Annotated in this window: 12 protein-coding genes; 5 read left to right on the top strand and 7 right to left on the bottom strand. The window is 59.6% G+C overall.

Annotated features, from left to right (window positions below):
- Positions 1-9: 9 nt before the first annotated feature.
- The 3 genes from HP556_RS29530 to HP556_RS29520 are packed head-to-tail and all read right to left on the bottom strand — an operon-like array spanning position 10 to position 3,751.
- Positions 10-2,382, bottom strand: a complete 2,373-nt coding sequence (locus HP556_RS29530; protein ID WP_175369527.1) for a xanthine dehydrogenase family protein molybdopterin-binding subunit — start codon at positions 2,380-2,382, stop codon at positions 10-12.
- Complete coding sequence (locus HP556_RS29525; protein WP_175369526.1) at positions 2,379-2,891, bottom strand: (2Fe-2S)-binding protein; 513 nt, start codon at positions 2,889-2,891, stop codon at positions 2,379-2,381. Before HP556_RS29525 ends, HP556_RS29530 begins: the two co-directional genes overlap by 4 nt.
- On the bottom strand, positions 2,888-3,751 hold the full coding sequence (locus HP556_RS29520; protein ID WP_175369525.1) for an FAD binding domain-containing protein: 864 nt from the start codon (positions 3,749-3,751) through the stop codon (positions 2,888-2,890). Before HP556_RS29520 ends, HP556_RS29525 begins: the two co-directional genes overlap by 4 nt.
- A 150-nt stretch (positions 3,752-3,901) precedes the next feature.
- Here HP556_RS29520 and HP556_RS29515 point away from each other — a divergent pair, with 150 nt between their 5' ends.
- The 4 genes from HP556_RS29515 (at position 3,902) to HP556_RS29500 (ending at position 10,308) form a co-directional block, all read left to right on the top strand.
- Entirely contained in the window at positions 3,902-4,573 is a 672-nt protein-coding gene (locus HP556_RS29515; RefSeq protein WP_246297935.1) for a TetR/AcrR family transcriptional regulator, read from the top strand.
- Between the two features lie 584 nt (positions 4,574-5,157).
- Entirely contained in the window at positions 5,158-6,774 is a 1,617-nt protein-coding gene (locus HP556_RS29510) for a calcium-binding protein (protein WP_175369524.1), read from the top strand.
- 241 nt (positions 6,775-7,015) lie between these two features.
- A complete protein-coding gene (locus HP556_RS29505; protein ID WP_175369523.1) occupies positions 7,016-8,815 on the top strand; it encodes a type I secretion system permease/ATPase in 1,800 nt (599 codons plus the stop codon).
- Positions 8,815-10,308: an HlyD family type I secretion periplasmic adaptor subunit gene (locus HP556_RS29500; RefSeq protein ID WP_246297934.1), complete on the top strand. Its 1,494-nt coding sequence runs from the start codon at positions 8,815-8,817 to the stop codon at positions 10,306-10,308. Before HP556_RS29505 ends, HP556_RS29500 begins: the two co-directional genes overlap by 1 nt.
- A 175-nt stretch (positions 10,309-10,483) precedes the next feature.
- Here the strand turns inward: HP556_RS29500 and HP556_RS29495 are convergent, their stop codons facing one another.
- From HP556_RS29495 to HP556_RS29485, 3 genes are read right to left on the bottom strand one after another with little or no spacing between them, the layout of a single operon-like run.
- The gene (locus HP556_RS29495) at positions 10,484-11,104 is read right to left on the bottom strand and encodes a type VI secretion system-associated protein TagO (protein ID WP_175369522.1); all 621 of its coding nucleotides are present in this window, start codon (positions 11,102-11,104) and stop codon (positions 10,484-10,486) included.
- Positions 11,101-12,123 (bottom strand): TAXI family TRAP transporter solute-binding subunit, encoded by a 1,023-nt coding sequence (locus HP556_RS29490; protein WP_089266912.1) that lies wholly within the window; start codon positions 12,121-12,123, stop codon positions 11,101-11,103. Before HP556_RS29490 ends, HP556_RS29495 begins: the two co-directional genes overlap by 4 nt.
- 48 nt (positions 12,124-12,171) lie before the next feature.
- Positions 12,172-13,446: a coiled-coil domain-containing protein gene (locus tag HP556_RS29485; RefSeq protein ID WP_175369521.1), complete on the bottom strand. Its 1,275-nt coding sequence runs from the start codon at positions 13,444-13,446 to the stop codon at positions 12,172-12,174.
- Between the two features lie 626 nt (positions 13,447-14,072).
- On the opposite strand from HP556_RS29485, the gene HP556_RS29480 reads away from it, so the two are divergent.
- Positions 14,073-14,600 (top strand): DsrE family protein, encoded by a 528-nt coding sequence (locus tag HP556_RS29480; protein WP_089266626.1) that lies wholly within the window; start codon positions 14,073-14,075, stop codon positions 14,598-14,600.
- Between the two features lie 73 nt (positions 14,601-14,673).
- Here the strand turns inward: HP556_RS29480 and HP556_RS29475 are convergent, their stop codons facing one another.
- Positions 14,674-17,442 carry an AMP-binding protein gene (locus HP556_RS29475; RefSeq protein ID WP_338117634.1) on the bottom strand — a complete coding sequence of 923 codons (2,769 nt, stop codon included), beginning with the start codon at positions 17,440-17,442 and terminating at the stop codon, positions 14,674-14,676.
- Between the last annotated feature and the right edge of the window lie 29 nt (positions 17,443-17,471).

Genomic DNA, 17,471 nt, shown 5'->3' with positions numbered 1-17,471 from the left:
TTGTTTGGGTCAGATGTGTCCAAGCGCCTTGAGTATTCGCGCCGGTGTCATTGGTACCTGCGCGACCGTGCGTCCAAATGGCTTCATCGCATCATTCATCGCATTGAGCGCTGCTGCCGATGCCGCAGCCGTACCGGCTTCGCCGACGCCCTTGGCGCCGAGTTGGGTATCCAGCGTCGGCGTCTCGACATGTCCGATTTCGATGTCCGGCATCTCCACCGCCATCGGCACGAGATAGTCTGCGAGCGAGCCATTGGTGAGCTGGCCACTGTCTCCGTAGACACATTCCTCGAAGAACGCCGCGCCAAGCCCCTGCACGACGCCGCCGCGGATCTGCTCGTCGACCAGCAGCGGATTGATGACACGGCCGCAATCCTCGACCACCCACAGCTTGAGTATCTTGACCAGACCTGTCTCGACATCGAGTTCGAGATGACAGGCCTGAACGCCATTGGTGAATGCGAAGGGATAGCCCTGCGGCGCATAGTGATGCGCGACGGACAGCTGCGCCTGGGTGCCGGGCGGCAGTGTATCGGAACGGAAGTAAGCGATGCGCGCGATCTCGGAGAGTTCGATACGCTGCTGGGCGGTCGCGACATCCACGATCCAGCCACTATGAATGTCGAGCTTCTCCGGTTCGTCCTGCAGGATGGCCGCGGCCACCGCCAGCACATTCGCCTTCAGCTTTTTGGCCGCCTGCAACGCCGTTTCGCCGCCGATACCGGCACCACGGCAGGCATAGGTCGCGCCGCCATGCGGTGTAGTGTCCGTATCGCCCGTCATCACCTTGATGCGATTGCTATCGACACCGAGATGTTCGGCGACGATCTGCCCGATGATGGTCTCGGTGCCCTGCCCGAGTTCGGTCACTGAAATCGAGCAATGGACATCCCCCGACGGCGTGATCTTAATGATGGCGCCATCCTGCGACGAGATGCGCGCACCGCCGACACCATAGAAGGCCGGACCGGGATTGGTGATTTCCACAAAGGTGGCAATGCCGATGCCGCGATGAATGCCTTTGGTGCGCAGCTCCGCCTGCTCGGCGCGCAGCCGGTCGTAGTCCATCATCGCCTTCAGCTTGGCCAGACAGGCGTGATGCGACAGCGCCTCGAATTGGTATCCGGTCGGCGACGTGCAGGGATAGGCATCGTCGGGGATCAAGTTGCGGCTGCGAATGTCGAACACATCCTGCGCCGTCTTGTCGGCGATCATGTCCACCAGACGCTCGGTGACGGTGCAGGCCACCGGATGCCCAACGGCGCGGTACTGGCTCATCTGCACCTTGTTCTGGAACACCACTTGGAGATCAGCGCGGTAATTTCTGAACGTGTAAGGCGCGCCCATCAGGCGATAGACCTGATTGCCTTCGACCACGCTGGTGCGCGGATAGGCCGAGAACGCCCCGATGCCGGTGACGTCCTCCACGTCCATCGCCAGGATGTTACCCTCTGCATCGGCCGCCATGCGCGCGCGGACGCGGTGATCGCGCGCATGGATGTCCGACACAAAGGATTCAATACGGTCAGCGACATATTTGACGGGGCGGCCAAGCATCATGCTGAGCCCGACCACCGCCATGTCCTCATGATACATGTGCAGCTTCATGCCGAACGAACCGCCGATATCCGGCGCGATCACGCGGACGCGAGATTCAGGGAGGCCGTAGTGGCGGGCATAGATGTCCTGGAACTGATACGGCGTCTGCGTCGCATGATGCACCGTCAGTTGCCCTTCGCTGGCATCGTAGTCAGCGATGATCGCGCGCGGCTCCATGGTGACCGCCGTATGGCGGCCGAAGTGAAACTCCTCCTCCACCACATGGGCGGCGCCGGCGAAGACATCCTCAACACCGCCGGTATCGATCTTGCCATGGAAACAGAGATTGCTGCCGAGTTCCGGTGAAATCACCGGCGCATCCGGTGCGCGCGCAGCGTCGATATCGACAACGGCGGGCAGTTCATCGAACTCGATATACACCGCCTCCGCTGCATCTTCAGCCAGCGCGCGCGTATCGGCCACGACCGCGACCACCGCCTGCCCGGACCATACGACCTTGTCGATAGGCAGCGGCAATTGCGGCGGCGATTTCATGCCTTTGAAGTGATCCATGGTGCCGATCCATGGCGCGCACAGTTTTGCGAGATCCTCGCCGGTAGCCACCAGTCGCACGCCGGGCATCTCGCGCGCCGTCGTCGCATCAATCGAGACGATGCGGGCGTGCGCATAAGGACTGCGCACATAGGCGACATGCAGCATGCGCGGCAGAGTGATGTCGGTGACATAGCGTCCACGGCCGGCCAGCAACCGCTTGGCGTTGGGGCGCGGCACCGAGCGGCCGATATAGGAATTCGGACGATCCAGTGGGGTTAGCACGCTCATGCGCCAACCTCCTCGGGAGCCGAAGCATTCGCGCCCGCATAACGATCGCGCGCGACCTTCTCGATCGCATCGACGATCGCCTCATAACCAGTGCAACGACAGTAATTGCCCGACAGTGCGTCGCGAATGTCCTCACGCGACGGCACACCTGACTGCGACAACAGGGCGTGGGCTGTCATCAACATGCCGGGCGTACAGAAGCCACATTGCAGGGCGTTACGCTGATGGAACGCCTCCTGGATGTCCGCAATCACCGCCCGATCACTGAGACCTTCTACCGTCTCGATGGCCGCCCCGCTCGCCTGCACCGCGAAGGTCAGACAAGAATGTACGACGCGGCCATCCAGAATAACCAGACAGGCGCCGCAAACGCCCATCTCGCAGCCGGTATGGGTGCCGGTCAGCTCCAGCGTCTGGCGCAGGAAATCCGCTAGCGTGATGCGCGGCGCGATGCTGTGCGACACCTCAGTGCCGTTCACCGTCATGGTGACATTGACGAGATCGCTCATGCGCCCTGCCTCGCGATCTCGCCCAGCAGTCGGCCGAGAAGAACGCGCGCAAGATGGCGCTTCATGGCAGGCGGCGTGTGCTCGTCTTCAGGCGGATCGAGATCGTCGCCGACAACGGCCTGCGCAGCAGCGATTACAGCCTGATCCAGCTTCTTGCCGATCAGAGCTTCTTCCGCCTGCCGGGCGCGCAGCGGCGTGCTGCCTACAGAGAAGAACGCGATACGCACCTGTTTGACGACGTCATCGACGAATTCGGCGAGAATGCCGCAGCCCACCAGCGCAAAATCGCCACGCCGGCGCGCAAGCTCGTGAAAGGCCCAGCGATGGCCGGGCCTGACCACCGGCACATGAATCGCGACAAGAAGCTCGCCCGGTTCGATCGCTGTCTGAAACAGATCGAGGAAGAAATCGTCGGCTGGCACGCGGCGTACGCCGTCGCGGCTAGCAATTTCGAGCTCGGCGCCCAGCGCCAACGTCATCGCCGGGAATTCCGACGCAGGATCGGCATGAGAGATACTGCCGCCGAGGGTGCCTTTGTTTCGTATAGCCGGATGCGCCACATGCGGCGCGGCTTCGCTGTAGAGCGGCGCGTGCTGGCGGATCAATGGATCGGTCAGCACTTCGTGATGGCGGGTGAGCGCGCCGATGCGCAACCAGTCACCTTGCAGGTCGACACCACGAAGCACCGGGATATGCGCGATGTCGATCAGCAATTGCGGCGCTTGCAAACGCAAGGCAAGCGTTGGCACGAGGCTCTGGCCGCCCGCGATGTAGCTCGCGTCGTCCTGTGCATCCTCGAATGCCTTCAGCGCCTCCACCACGGTGGAGGCCTTCACATAGTTGAACGCCCTCGCCTTCAACGTCTTCTCCCTAAACGTCTCGCGGACGTCCAGTTGTGACCATTTGGTCGGAAATCTAGAACACGTCGATTTCCCCGGGTCAACTTAAAATGACCATTTGGTCTCTTTTTCGAATTGAGCTATTCAGAACTCCCGCAACGCGAAGCAAAAATGGCAAAAAAGCCCATCAAATCAGTCGAAAAGCCACCGCGTCGCAACATGCGCGCGGCGGAGCGCGAGCGCTTCATCGTCGATGAAGCCGTGAAATTTTTCGCGGAACACGGCTTCGGCGGGCAGACGCGCGAACTGGCGAAACGCATGGGCATCACCCATTCGGCAATCTATCGCCACTTCCCGAGCAAAGAGGCGCTGATCGAACGCGTCTATGAAGAGATCTATCTCAGCCGCTGGTCGCCGTCCTGGGCCGGCCTGATCCAGGATCGCACGCTGTCGCTGCAGGCCCGGCTGTCGCGCTTCTATCTCGAATATGTCGAGCAGGTCTTCGAATACAACTGGGTGAGAATCTTCGTCTTCTCCGGGATGAAATCGTTCGACATCACCAAACGGTATCTTCAGATCGTCCGCGAACAAATCATCGAGCCCGCCTGTTGCGAACTTCGTCACGAGTTGAAGCTGCCTTCAAGCGATCAGGTCCCGCTGTCGGAGCGCGAAGTCGAAATATTCTGGGGTTTGCACGGCCGCATCTTCTATATGGCCATCCGGCGTTTCGTCTACGACACGCCGACACCGGAGCGACTGGACGACATCGTCAACGACGCAGTGAGGGTGTTTCTTGATGGCTCAAAACAGCTGATGCCTGAGCTTGTACAATCGGCATCATGACATTTGTAGCACAGCCACGCCGGCAGATTGATCAAGCTGCTCGAGCGCATGAAGTGCAGCTACGGAGCTAGGTTCTGCCGCGGCATTGATGTGACCCGGCACCGGCGCACGCATTTTGCGTCGAAAGAGTGAGATCGCGCCACACCGACATTACGGGCTTTCCGAAGTGCGACGCCCGAAATGGGCACCCGAGGTCGGAGAGAAGCTTGCTGTCGTCGTCACGAGTGCAACTGCAGCAGAGGAAAGCGAAACGCGCGTCACCGAGTATCATTTCTCTCAGCGATACTTATGCGCGCTTGTGTAGTTCCTTCACCGCATCGGGACTATCGAAAAATACCGCTGCGAACAGATTGAATCGTTACGCACCGTGCTAACACTTCTCTGATACCAGCCTCCAAGTTTTAGCACAATAAACTCACTGTTTCGTCCGGTGCTGCGACAAACTCCCGCCTCAAACGTAAACAAACGTTAATCCATGGGCGCTTCGATCAAAGCTAACGCAGAACTGTAGTTACATACCTGCATTTACTTTTACGAAGATTCTTGGGGGCCTCGTCAACGTACTACAATACAGGGGAACGGTATTGGCAACATTACACTACGCATCAGGCGACAACATCGACGCACAAGGTAACTTCACCCCAGCTCAAGCAGGCTTCAATCTTGCCGACGTTTCGTCGGTGGAGCAAGTGAACGCTTTGCCGGCAGGCGTGAAGGGCCTCGTCTGGCTCGATCAGGGTGACGGCGTCACCCAGAGCTTCATCGACGCTGTGAAACCTTACATCGGTAATCCCAACGTCTACGGTTTCTTCCTTAAGGACGAGCCAGATCCCACGGGGCAGTGGAATACCCTCGTGACCGCTGCAAACCTGAAGGCTGAGTCCGATTGGATTCACGCCAACGTTCCGGGTGCGAAGACGTTCATCACCATGATGAACATGGGATCTTCGGATAATCCCAGCTTCGCGAATACGTACACCCCGGAGAACACCCATATCGACCTCTTCGGAATCGATCCGTATCCGGTGCGGTCGGATAGCTCGACAGTCGACTACAGCATGATTGACAAGGCTGTCGCTGCCGCCAAAGCCGCCGGAATTCCGGAGGCCAGCATCGTCCCGGTATTTCAGACATTCGGCGGCGGTAACTGGGTCACCGATCAGGGTGGTCACTATGTGATGCCGACCGCCGCGCAGGAACAGCAAATGCTCGACCATTGGGCATCTGTCGTTCCCAATCCGGCTTTCGACTACGCCTACGCCTGGGGATCGCAGAACGGAGACGTGGCGCTGGAAAACTCGCAAGCGCTCCAGAACGTATTCCTGCAGCACAATACGAGCACGACGACGGATTCGACGTCGACTGGAAGCACGACTCCGGTTGACACGTCGAGCAGCAACCCGACGACGCCGGTCGATACGTCGCATAGCGGCACCTCGACGGATACGACGTCTTCGAGCGATTCTTCGACGACGCCCACGGCCTCTCAGCCAACGACGACGGCGCCGACTACCGATACCAGCGGCTCCGGGCACAACCACCATCACAAGGCTGACTCCTCCCAGTCGACAGATGGAAGCACATCGTCCGGTTCCGGAGGTGGACACCATCACCACGGATCCGCGGCAAACGCGTCCGTGAGCACTGCAACGGATACCGCTTCCAGCAGCGTTACCGACACAGCGTCGGTCGACACCTCGACTGCGCCCACGACCACCGAGCCAACGACGACGGCGCCGACCACCAACGCCGGCCACTCCGGGCATAACCACCATCACAAGCTGGACTTCTCCCAGCTGACCGATGGAAGCACATCATCCGGAGGTGGACACCATCACCACGGATCCGCGGCAACCGCGTCCGTGAGCGTTGCAGCGGATACCGCTTCCAGCAGCGTTGTCGACACCTCGACTGCGCCTACGACCACCGAGCCGACGACGACGGCTCCGGCCACCGACGTCGGCAACTCCGGGCACAACCACCATCACAGGCTGGACTTCTCTCATCTCACGGATGGGAACAAATCTTTCTGGGGTGGTCATCATCAGCACGCATCCGCTTCGCCCGCTGCAACCGCAGCAGCGACGGCTGCAACGGATACGGCTTCGAGCGACGTCACCGACGCAACTCTGGCGCCGCATCTGGATCTCGCCAGCCTCCACAACAACCATCACGTGGATCACCATTCGTGGCACTGGTAAACCCGCAGAACTGAGTCTGCGACAAAGAACGACATATGCGCGGTGATCCGCGCATATGAAAGCGACTTGGGGGGCCTTCATGGCCCCCCATTTGGGGATCATCGCGGCCAGTATGGTCGCGAGAGGAATGCCGTCTCGCGCAGTGCGGGATGTGTTGCGTACGAGCCAATTCGCGCTCGCTTCTTCGCATATGGCTTCTCTAACGTTAGCGCCGTCCGATCCGGGCGGCCTGGATGCACACATGTATACTTCAGCAAGACCGCCCGCGCTTGCGGACGCTTTCCGCCAGATACGTCCAGGCCTGCTTGCCGCTGGCGGGCTGTCTATCTTCATAAATCTCCTGGTGTTCGTTTCGCCGCTTTATACGATGCAGATCTACGATCGCGTGCTGACGAGCCGAAACGCGATGACGCTGTTGCTGCTTTCGCTGATCGCGCTCGCGCTTTTCATCAGTTACGCAGCACTCGAGCACTTTCGCAGTCGTGTTCTCGTGCAAACCGGAATTCGCTTCGACCATTTGCTGTCAGGAGAAGCTTTCGAAACGGCTCTCGCGCAGGCAGTGCGCACAGGAAGCTCGCATCATGTTCAGCTGTTGCGCGACGTCGACACATTGCGCGACGTTCTATCCGGCGGCGTGATCACGTCTCTGATGGACGCACCCTGGACTCCGATTTTTCTCGGCATGTGTTTTCTGCTTCATCCGTCGATCGGCATGGTTGCTCTGACAGGCGCGCTGGTCATCCTTGCGCTCGCCTTTCTCAATGAGCGCGCCACCAAAGCGCCGCTGATGGCGGCTTCGTTCAAGAATCTCCACGCTCTGGACCGATTGACGTCCTCGCTTCGTAACGCGGAAGCGATCCGTGGTCTCGGAATGGGCCCCGCCATACGCGCCGCCTGGGGCGCCACGCATGGACAGGCGCTCGTTGAAAGCGCCAAGGCCGGAGAACGCGGCGGAACGCTGCTCGCAATCTCGAAATTTCTGCGGATGGCGATTCAAGTAGCGATTATGGGCGTCGGGGCCTACCTGGCAATTCATCAGGAGATCTCGGGAGGCGTTCTCTTCGCTGCCTCCTTGATCATGGGGCGCGCGCTCGCACCGGTAGAGGCGGCTGTCGCGCAATGGAGAGCGTTCGTGTCGGCGCGGACGTCTTTTTCCCGCCTCGACGAGGCTCTGCGGACGCGGGCGACGGAAAGACAACCGACGCGATTGCCGCCCCCGGTCGGCAACATCTCCGTCGAGGCTTTGACCGTTATGGTACCGGGATCGCAGTTGGCGGCGATTTCCGATGTCAGTTTCCGGCTGTCACCTGGCGAAGTTGTTGCGATCGTCGGTGCGTCCGGTTCCGGCAAATCTTCCCTAGCGCGCGCGCTGGTTGGAGCCTGGCCAGCCGCACAGGGTTGCGTACGCGTCGATGGAAATGACATCCGGCATTTCGAGGCCAGTTTCCTTGGACAAAGTTTCGGTTACTTGCCGCAGGATGTTGAATTATTCGCCGGGACCGTCCGCGACAACATCGCTCGCTTTCGTGACGGCGCGTTGGATGAACAGGTTGTCGAGGCGGCGCAGCTGGCTTCGGCGCATGCCATGATCCAGCGGCTGCCGCAGGGCTACGACACTGTCATCGGGGAAAACGGGGCGGGTCTTTCCGGCGGCCAGCGACAACGCATCGGGTTGGCCCGCGCACTTTTTGGCAGGCCCGTCTTTGTCGTGCTCGATGAACCGAACGCCAATCTGGATGGTGACGGCGATCGTGCTCTGGCTGACGCCATCCAAATGCTCCGTCAACAGCGTGTGACGATCGTGATCATCAATCACAGACCAAATCTCCTTTCATTGGTCGACAAGATTGTTTTCATGCATGACGGGCGCATTGGGCGCGCGGGTACGCGCGAAGAGCTCCTTCCCCTGCTTCTTGGTGAGACCGTTGCGCCCATGCGCCGCGAGCCGCGGATCACAACAGAAAGCCACCGAGTTGACGGGGCCTCACGCCACGCGCCGTTTCCAAGTTCAGTGCGGCCTGTCCATGTCACGAGGCAATGATGAAGATTCCCAAGCTGCGAGCAGAGATTGCTGCTCAGGACGAACTGGCGCGACTCCTCAGACGTTTGAGCGATGGTGGCCACGCGTTTCGCAGGCCTGATGTCTTGCAACGATTTGTGGAGATCAAGGCGCGGTTGCTGATCTGGCTATCAAAGGTATGGCTGTCGATATTCCCGAATCGCGACGCCGGGAACGCAAATGGCGACCCATCGGGCGATTGGCGCACTCCGGCGAGACGCGGCTTTGGCATCGTGTTCCTGACCTTCGTAGTGTTTGGTGGTTGGGCTGGCCTGGCCTCCATCGATGGTGCCGTCGTGGCTGCAGGCTCGATCGTCGTCGAGAGCGACCGTAAGTCCGTTCAGCACCTGGAAGGTGGCATCGTCCAAAGCCTGATGGTGAGGGGCGACGCGCATGTCGAACAGGGACAGGTGCTGTTGCGACTCGATCCAACACAGGACCGGGCGCGGGAGGAGATGGCGCGTTCGGCCGTGTATTCGGCAATCGCGGAAGAGGCGCGCCTGCTTGCGGAAGCCGATGGGGCCGATACGATCACGTTTCCATCCGAACTGACGCAGAAGGCCTCCGATCCCTCTGCGCAGCGTGCCATGGGCGACCAGAAGCGGCGGTTCGAGGAACGCCGCGTCGCGCGAAAGATCGAGGTTTCGATCCTTGAAGAAAAGATCGGACAGGCGCAGCGCCAGATCCAGGGAAACGCTGCGCAAAGCAAGGCTGCACGCGCACAGTTCGACAGCATGGCGCAGGAATATACCAAGCTCAAGCCGCTCGCCGACCAGGGGATCGTTCCGTTCGCGCGGATTGCGACTCTGGAGCGTTCCAAATCCGACCTTGAGGGCCGAATTGGTTCATACGACGCCGACATCGCGCGCTTCGGACGGATCATCGACGAAGCACGGTTACAGATCAATCAGGTCGGGCAGAAAGTTCTGGAGGAAGCCACCGGTAAGCTTGCCGACACCCGCGCTCAGCTCGCTGACGCGCGCGAGAAGCTGCGCATGGCCGCAGACGTTCTCGGTCGGATGGACGTTCGCGCATCTCGCTCCGGACGTATCGTCAATCTGAAAGTCCACACGGTCGGCGCGGTGATCAAGCCGGGCGACGTCTTGATGGAGATCGTGCCGGACAACGACGTCCTCGTGGTTGCCGCGAAAATATCCTCTCTCGACGTCAATCACGTACAAATCGGCATGCCCACAGAAGTGCGGCTTCCCTCGTTCAAGGCTCGCTCGACGCCGATCGCCATCGGCGAAGTTCTTTCGGTGGCAGCCGATGCGCTTCGCGACGAAGCCACGCACCAGCCTTACTACGAAGTCAAAGTTTCAGTGCAAGTGACGAAATTTCCCGACAAAATTCGCGAGAAGCTCAAGCCCGGCATGATGGCCGACGTCCTGATCGCGACTGGTGAACGCACCGTTCTTGCCTATCTCATGCAACCGATGACCGATGCGATACGGCGTGGCATGCGGGAGGACTAAGGAGGCCAACCGGCGTCGCGACTTGCCGAAGCCTCGCCGGCGGCTTGGTTCCGTTCAGCACAACCGTCGTTGCCGCAATGCCAAGACATTGAAGATGTTGGAGCGTTGAATGGCGAGCGGGTGCGAAGGGCAGCTGCGAACTGGTCGCGTTGTCCTGCACTCGTACGCGCGTCGGTCAGGGCGCGGGCCAGTTGCATGCCGTCGCCATCTTGCGTCGGACGGCATTCAAGCCGACCAATTGAAACGTACTTTCATATGGTGGACCTTTCCCAACGTGGACTTTAACGAGAAGTTGGCCACCATCCGGCATTGAGCGGAGCAAGCGAACAACGTCGCCTGGAAAGGCAAGACCTTTCCCCGTTTCTAACGCCCGCCAGCGCTGTTCAACAACTGGCTCTTCGTTGATCCGGTGCGCGACCTTCACCTCGCCATCCGGGACCTGCTTCCAGGATCCCGTTGTGGAAATTATCAACTCCGTGCGATGGGCGCGACAATGGATGGCGAACGCGGAGGCAGCATTTTGCGATGCTGTGCGCGCTGTCATCAGCGCCTCAATCTGCGGCTGATAATCCACCGGAGAGGTGGTCTCGCTGATGATCCAGTTCGGACTTGGAGACGGCGTGGTAGCGTGGGTTTCGGTCATCTCCCCCAACAGCTCATCGACGCACTTCAAGCGCTCCATGCCTTCAAACTGTGAGCAGGTCTTCAGGCGATCTATGGCGCCACCGGTTTGAGCACACACAGTCTGGCTCATAATCAAGAGCACAGCCAGACCGAGAGTACCCGTGTCCTTCATGGGGACCGTCCTGCTGTTACGGCTTGCGGAAGATCAAGCCATTCCTGCGCCGGCTTAAACCGGCCGAGGCTCGGCACGCTGGCCCGCAGATTGACCTCTTTCCATTTCGGATCGAAACCAGGGGACTGCAACCGGTCGAAGCGACCAAACAGGTGATCGACAAGGCGCGCCACGCGCCGGTATCGGTCAGACTGTTGTGGCCAGTTATAGGCCGCAAGAATGGTGGGGACTGCAATCGTCGCTATCCGCTCACCTTTCGGCACCAGACTCGGATAGTCCGCCGCATCGATAGACGATGGAAGATAGTAGTCCTCAAATTTGGCGCCGTATTCGACGGGGAGGAACTTAAATCCGGGATCCCAGCGTCCCTTCAGAAAGGCGTCGACGGGCTTTGACGTCACAAACACAACGGCCGCGATTTCTCCGCGCTTCATTTGCTCCAATGCGACCTGGTGCGGAATGAACATCTTTTCCACGTTTAGTCCCAACCGACTGAAGATCAGCGGACCGGAATAGGCGGCTGCCGTACCTTGCGTATTGAAATTGACCTTTTTTCCCTTGAGCTCTTCGAGCGACCGGATCTCCGGGCGGACGAATATGTGCAGTTCGGACGGAAAGAGGTTCAGAACGTAAACGATGCGCCGTTCGATAGACGGAACTTGAGCTTTATATTCCTCAAGAGCATCCGTGTTGATGATCGCCGCATCAACGCCTCTAAGATACAGCAGCGAATTGACGTTTTCCGTTGCTCCGCGCGTCACGATCGGGAGGACGTGAAGCTTATCCTCCTCGTTTACGACGCGAGCGATCTCTGCCGCGAGACGAAGCGGAGCCCCTTCAATGAGCCCGCCGGCGAGGCCGACAGTCCATGCATTGATGCGCTCTTTCGCGGCCGTTTCGGTCCTTTTCACCGCCGCCATAGCCTGCGTCTCGCGCGTCGGGAGAGATTGGGCATTGGCAGCCAGTTGCAGCCCGAACGCCGCTAATGCCATAGCAAATGAGAACTTGATGAGCGACATGCGAGTCTCCATTCTCGGAATGACCATCTACGCGTCACGAGCTGGCTGCTATTTCAGCGACTCAATCCTCGCCTTCGCATCCTCAATGCCGCCCGCCTGTGCCTTTTCATACAGTTCGAGTGCCTTTCTGGAATCACCGTGGACCCCACGTGCGCTCCACGATTTCAGCACGCGGGCGTCGTAGGTCTCCGCGAGCATAAAGGCGGCTCGCGCGCTACCATGTCCAAGAGCGTGTTCAAGCAATGGGCGCGCCCCGCTGATGTCAGCTTGCCGGAGCAATGCGTTCGCCCGAACAAGCAGTCTCTGTTCGTCCGCCACAGAATAGGGAGCGACACTCGCCAGCACGGTTGCCTCTGATGCCACGGGGACTTTCGGCTCCACACTTGGCACGGCTTCGCGAGCGGTCGACCGTGCTTGCGGTGGCGTTTCCAACACGGACGATCGTTCCGCATATGAAGCGACGGCCTGAGTGGAAGCCCACTGCGGCAAGGCGCTCTTTCCCTCGGTCGTCTTCGCACGGGGCTCCGCCGCGCCTTCGTTCCGGCCAGTAGGGGCGGGTTGGCGCGAAGCGAGAGTCTGAGAAGCACTCACGGCAACAAGCTGCTGGTTTCGAGCCTCCAGTTGGTTCTTAAAAAGAGCAAGCTCCTGCACAAGTGCGTCAGCACGCTCGCGCTCGCTGGCAAGAGCTCGCTTCTGCTCTGCTGCCGTGGTGTTGCTGGCCTCCGTCACCCGAAGCACCTCAGCGTGTGCCGCCGCGAGGCGGCTGGCATGCTCCTCGATCTGCTGACGCGCCGAGGAGAGCTCGCGGGCGACTGCCTCGGTCCGGCTGCGCTCCTTTGCAGATGCGCGCTCTTGTTCGACCTTCGCAGCCTCGACGATCCGCGCAGCCTCCGGCGTCGCGGCACGCGCCGCGTCGAGTTCGGTCCGGAGAGAGATCAATTCACGCTTGAGGGCTTCCGTCCTGTCTTGCTGCTGTTTGAGCTGCTGTTCGAGCGCCTGCTTTTGCTCGATCTCTGCCGCGGTGGCTTTTGCGGCGTCCGAAGCTGCGATCCGCACCGTATCGAGTTCCGCCCGAAGGGAAGCAAGGTCATGGGCGGGCGCGTCTGCCTTCCACCGCTCCTGCTGTTCGAGCGCCTGCTCTTGCTCGATCTCTGCCTCGGTGGCTTGCACAGCTTTCGAAATCACGATCCGCGCCGCGTCGAGTTCGGTCCGAAGGAAGGCAAGCTCACGCATAAGGTCGATTGTTTTGTCTCGCTCCTGTTCGAGCGCTTGCGTTTGTCTGATCCCTACCTCGATGGCCTGGGCAGATTCCTTGCCTGCCACCCGCGCCGTCTCGAGTTCCGCCCGGAGGGTCGCAAGTTCACCCGCAAGGGCGTCTGCCCTAGCTCGCTCTTGATCAAGCGCCTGTCTTAGCGTGGTGCTGGTCGCTTCAGCCGTCGACTGGGCCGCATTGAGTTCTGCTCGGGGGGGCGCGACAAGCACAGGTGCAAGGGCTTCAGCCCTGTTCCGCTCCCGTGTTTGAGAAGATTCGGAGGCCTGTGCGCGGAATTGGCTTTCACCGCATAGCCCATCCTCCGCAGCCCCAATGAGGACCCACAGAATGCAAGCTCCTACTGCAGACGAGGCACGCGCAGCGGTTCTGCTTGTTGCGCGGGAGCCCTCAACAGCTTTGGATCGCGGTAGCCAATGCGATGCTACCTCAACTGCCTGTGACCACATCGTGACAACTCAGGTGAGCTTTTATGTGTGTCCATTTTGATGACACAGCCTTCATCGGCCGTTTGTCGATGTAGCAATGGAAGTAGTCACAACGAGGTAGGCGCACCAATCGCGGCAATTAAGTAGATCACGCCTGCATTGTCTGAACCATTCTTGACCCGCCCGTTCGCGCGCGATTACGCTATCGCGCACACTTGAGCCCGCACTCCCAGCACACTCAAGGAAACAACATGAACAGATCACTCGTCGTCTTCGCCAGCATGGCCGCCGTTGGGAGTATCTTGATGCTGAGCACCCAAACCAGCGGCGCTGTAGAAATCAATACGTCTGCCAAGACTTCTGCCAAAATGAACGCCAACGCCAAGGTGACCACTGCCGCCATCCGAATGCAGCCCCATCGGCTCGTTGTACAGGTTGACGTCAATGACCCCGCGACAATCAATCTCGCTCTCAATAATGTCAGCAACGTAGCTCAGCACTACAGCGAGATCGGTCAAAAGGTTGGGATCGAAGTGGTCGTTTTTGGACCCGGACTGCATATGCTGCGAGATGACACTTCTCCCGTCAAAGCGCGCATCAAATCCATGAGCGAAACCATGCCACAGCTGACCTTTTCAGCATGCGGGAACACCCGCGAGAACATGGCAAAAGCTGAGGCGAAAGATATTCCTCTCATCCCGCAGGCCAAGGTCACCAAATCCGGAGTGGTACGGATCATGGAGCTGCAAGAGCGAGGCTGGAGCTACTTGCGACCTTGATCCAAAGGGGGCCTCTGCGATCTGCATCGCCTCGTTCCAATCTGTTGGATCTGTTGGATCTGTTGGTCGAAGATCAGGAACAGGACGACGTGATCGCGCGTTCGATGACCGGTCGGTTGACGGTCAAATGCGGGTCGATCACGAGATCGAGATGGCCGCCAGCAATCGGAATTACCTCCAGTTTTGCAAACAGAGAGTCCCATCCGAGGTGTGCTGGTGACCCTCGCCGGTTGCAAAGGAATAGCGTTCCGGTAATTGGCAAGCGAGGTTTGGCACTCGCCACCCAGCGGCCGAATTCCTGCATCCGGAGAATCTCCTCAAGCTCCAACTTGAGCATGAAGCGGGTGCCGGCCAAACGCGTCCAGATCCTCGCATCGAGAATTCGACAGAACTTCACCTCCCAGTGGAGTCGAGCAACACATTTTGCGATAGCGCGACACAGCATTCGGTACATCGTAACCCGGTGTGATCTAACTCGTTGCAGCGTACGTGACAGGGTCTCCCGATAGTCACTCCTGCGGGGGCCGATATTCGTATCCAGAATGCCCAGAAATTTCACCGACCGGCCTTCCGCAATCAGCCGGGCTGCCACTTCAAATGCGACGCCGCCACCCAGCGAATAGCCGATCAGACGTATGTCGCCGCGAGGATGAACGGCGTTAATCTGTTCCAGAGCCAACGTCGCCATGTGGTCGACCGAGCCGCATCCGGTCAGGGCAGACGTCAGATCCGGGTAGCGGATCGGGATCACATGAGCCGTCTTGCTCAGCTGCGCCCCGAACGCCGCCAGACTCGGACCGTAACCTATCGAGCCTGGCAACATCACCAGATGAGGCAGGAATTCCCCGGCGGCTTGTTGCCGCTGCGATCGGCCACCTGCAGCGACGATCTGAATCATATCGGCTGCGCTCATGTCCACCGTGAAAGCTTCCATGTTGAGCTCTTGGCCGACCAGCTCTTCCAGCTCCATCACGCATCGCAGAAGCTTGAGGGAATCGCCACCTGCCTCGTCCCAGCGGCTGGCAACGTCGGTCGTACCTAGGATCCGCGTCCATACCTGCGCCACTATTTTTTCGGCTTGCTTCACTTCACCCGCCCCTGGGGGCTGAGGTGGGGCTGCACCTCTTCGGCTCTCGCTATCCAGCACCTTGAGTTTCGCGACGTCTATCTTTCCGCCGGCGAGCCGCGGAAGCTCTGCGATTTCATGCAATCTGGTGGGATGCAATGCGGTCGGAAGTGTCTGCCTGATGACGTCCCGAACGTCAGCCGTGAATGTTGCCTTGGCCTCGACACCTGGCGATGCAAAAATAACCAGCTCGCTTGAATCGGTGACGATGGCGACGGCGTCGCTCACATAGGGAATTCTGCGTACGACGACCTCGAGTTCAGCCGGTTCGACACGCCGTCCATTGATTTTGAGCTGACGCCCCTTTCGTCCCAGCATCTGCATCAATCCGCGCGCATCGACAGTAACAAGGTCGCCTGTCGGGAAGATGCGGCAATGGCTATCATCCGGGTCGGGTAATGCAGGAAGCACCTGACCGTTCTCCCAGTAGCCAAGCAGCACATGCATGCTCTTGATGATCAGCTCTCCGACCTCGCCGGTGGGCACAGGCACCCCGTTGTCGTCGACGACGGCACACGACATTCCGGGAAGCAAATAACCAACCGGGGGTATGCTGAAATCACTTTCCTTGCAGTCGTCAGGAAGAAACCACTGCGTGCCGGTAGTCTCGGTCGACGAATAGCTGATCTGAATGAAGCAGGAGGGCTTCACGACCTTTCGGACGAGCGCGACATCCGTCCACAGCACCTTCTCGCCGCCGATGCGGACAACCCGGAGCGATTCGAAATCACCGGTTTCACTCGCGGTAATCACTGCCCGCAGAAGAGCGGGAACGATGTAGGTGATCGTTATCTGCTGCGATCGGATCTGACGCAACACGCCGCGAAGGCCAAGGGCCTCGACATCCGCCATATGCAATCTTGCGCCGGTCAACAAGGCCGTGAGCATCTCTCTGGTGCCCGCAATGGTCGTAGGGCCGCTCAGAGGCATGAAGACGTCAGTGGCGTCTATGTGGCATGCATCCGCATATTGCTGGACACGCTGGAGCAAGCTGCGCTGGCTATTCACAACACCCTTTGGCTGTCCGGTGCTACCGGAGGTGTAGAGCACAAGGGCAGGTGCATCCACCGAGACTGGCTCAAGCGATGGGGCGTCATCGAAAAGTTCGTTCGCGTGCGTAATATCGATCCAACGCAGGCCGTCTTCGTCGATCCATTTGGTTGAGCTACTGTCCCCCTGGCCGATCAGTACAGAAATCTGTGCATTTGCAACGATGTGGGCAAGTCGCTGGTCCGGATCGCGCGGATTGAGCGGCACCAGGGGGCGCCCTGCGGCCATACATGCAAGCATGGCGATCGGATGCCAGATCGAGTGGCGCAACAACAGGCCGACGGCCCGCCCCTCGGGAGCCACCGCTGCAATCGCCTGGGCCAGCGTCAAAACTCTGATCAGAAAATCCGAATATGTGATTTGGCGGGTGTCATCGCTGATGGCTACGTTGTTCGGAAATCTCTTTGCCACCGCATCCAGATGCGTGATCGCGGGCACGCCGGCAAATTCGACGCCCATACGATTGAACGGGCGATCGACAGGCCCGCCCAGGTCGAGGGGCAATTCGGGAGGTTTCATCCAGAGGGTTTGTGCAGGCTCGCTTGAATCTCCGGAAAGTGCGCGCCCGCCAGCGAACGTCTTCGCGCGTTTCGCCAAGGATCCATCGGGAAATCTCTGAAGTTGCATGACGGTACTCACCGTTGCGGGATGGAGATCGTAGGCCACACGTCGGCTATTGACGTCCTTCGAGTGAA

This window comes from Tardiphaga robiniae (assembly GCF_013359755.1).
Taxonomy (GTDB): domain Bacteria; phylum Pseudomonadota; class Alphaproteobacteria; order Rhizobiales; family Xanthobacteraceae; genus Tardiphaga; species Tardiphaga robiniae.
The sequence above is the reverse complement of the archived record's forward strand: the minus strand, read 5'-3'. Positions and strand labels throughout refer to the sequence as shown.

What these genes read in the sequence shown, in the direction of transcription:
- HP556_RS29495 (WP_175369522.1), bottom strand. Translation starts at nt 11,104, where the DNA reads ATGAAGGACACGGGTACTCTCGGTCTGGCTGTGCTCTTGATTATGAGC.
- HP556_RS29525 (WP_175369526.1), bottom strand. Translation starts at nt 2,891, where the DNA reads ATGAGCGATCTCGTCAATGTCACCATGACGGTGAACGGCACTGAGGTG.
- HP556_RS29480 (WP_089266626.1), top strand. Translation starts at nt 14,073, where the DNA reads ATGAACAGATCACTCGTCGTCTTCGCCAGCATGGCCGCCGTTGGGAGT.
- HP556_RS29505 (WP_175369523.1), top strand. Translation starts at nt 7,016, where the DNA reads ATGTATACTTCAGCAAGACCGCCCGCGCTTGCGGACGCTTTCCGCCAG.
- HP556_RS29490 (WP_089266912.1), bottom strand. Translation starts at nt 12,123, where the DNA reads ATGTCGCTCATCAAGTTCTCATTTGCTATGGCATTAGCGGCGTTCGGG.
- HP556_RS29515 (WP_246297935.1), top strand. Translation starts at nt 3,902, where the DNA reads ATGGCAAAAAAGCCCATCAAATCAGTCGAAAAGCCACCGCGTCGCAAC.
- HP556_RS29530 (WP_175369527.1), bottom strand. Translation starts at nt 2,382, where the DNA reads ATGAGCGTGCTAACCCCACTGGATCGTCCGAATTCCTATATCGGCCGC.
- HP556_RS29500 (WP_246297934.1), top strand. Translation starts at nt 8,815, where the DNA reads ATGAAGATTCCCAAGCTGCGAGCAGAGATTGCTGCTCAGGACGAACTG.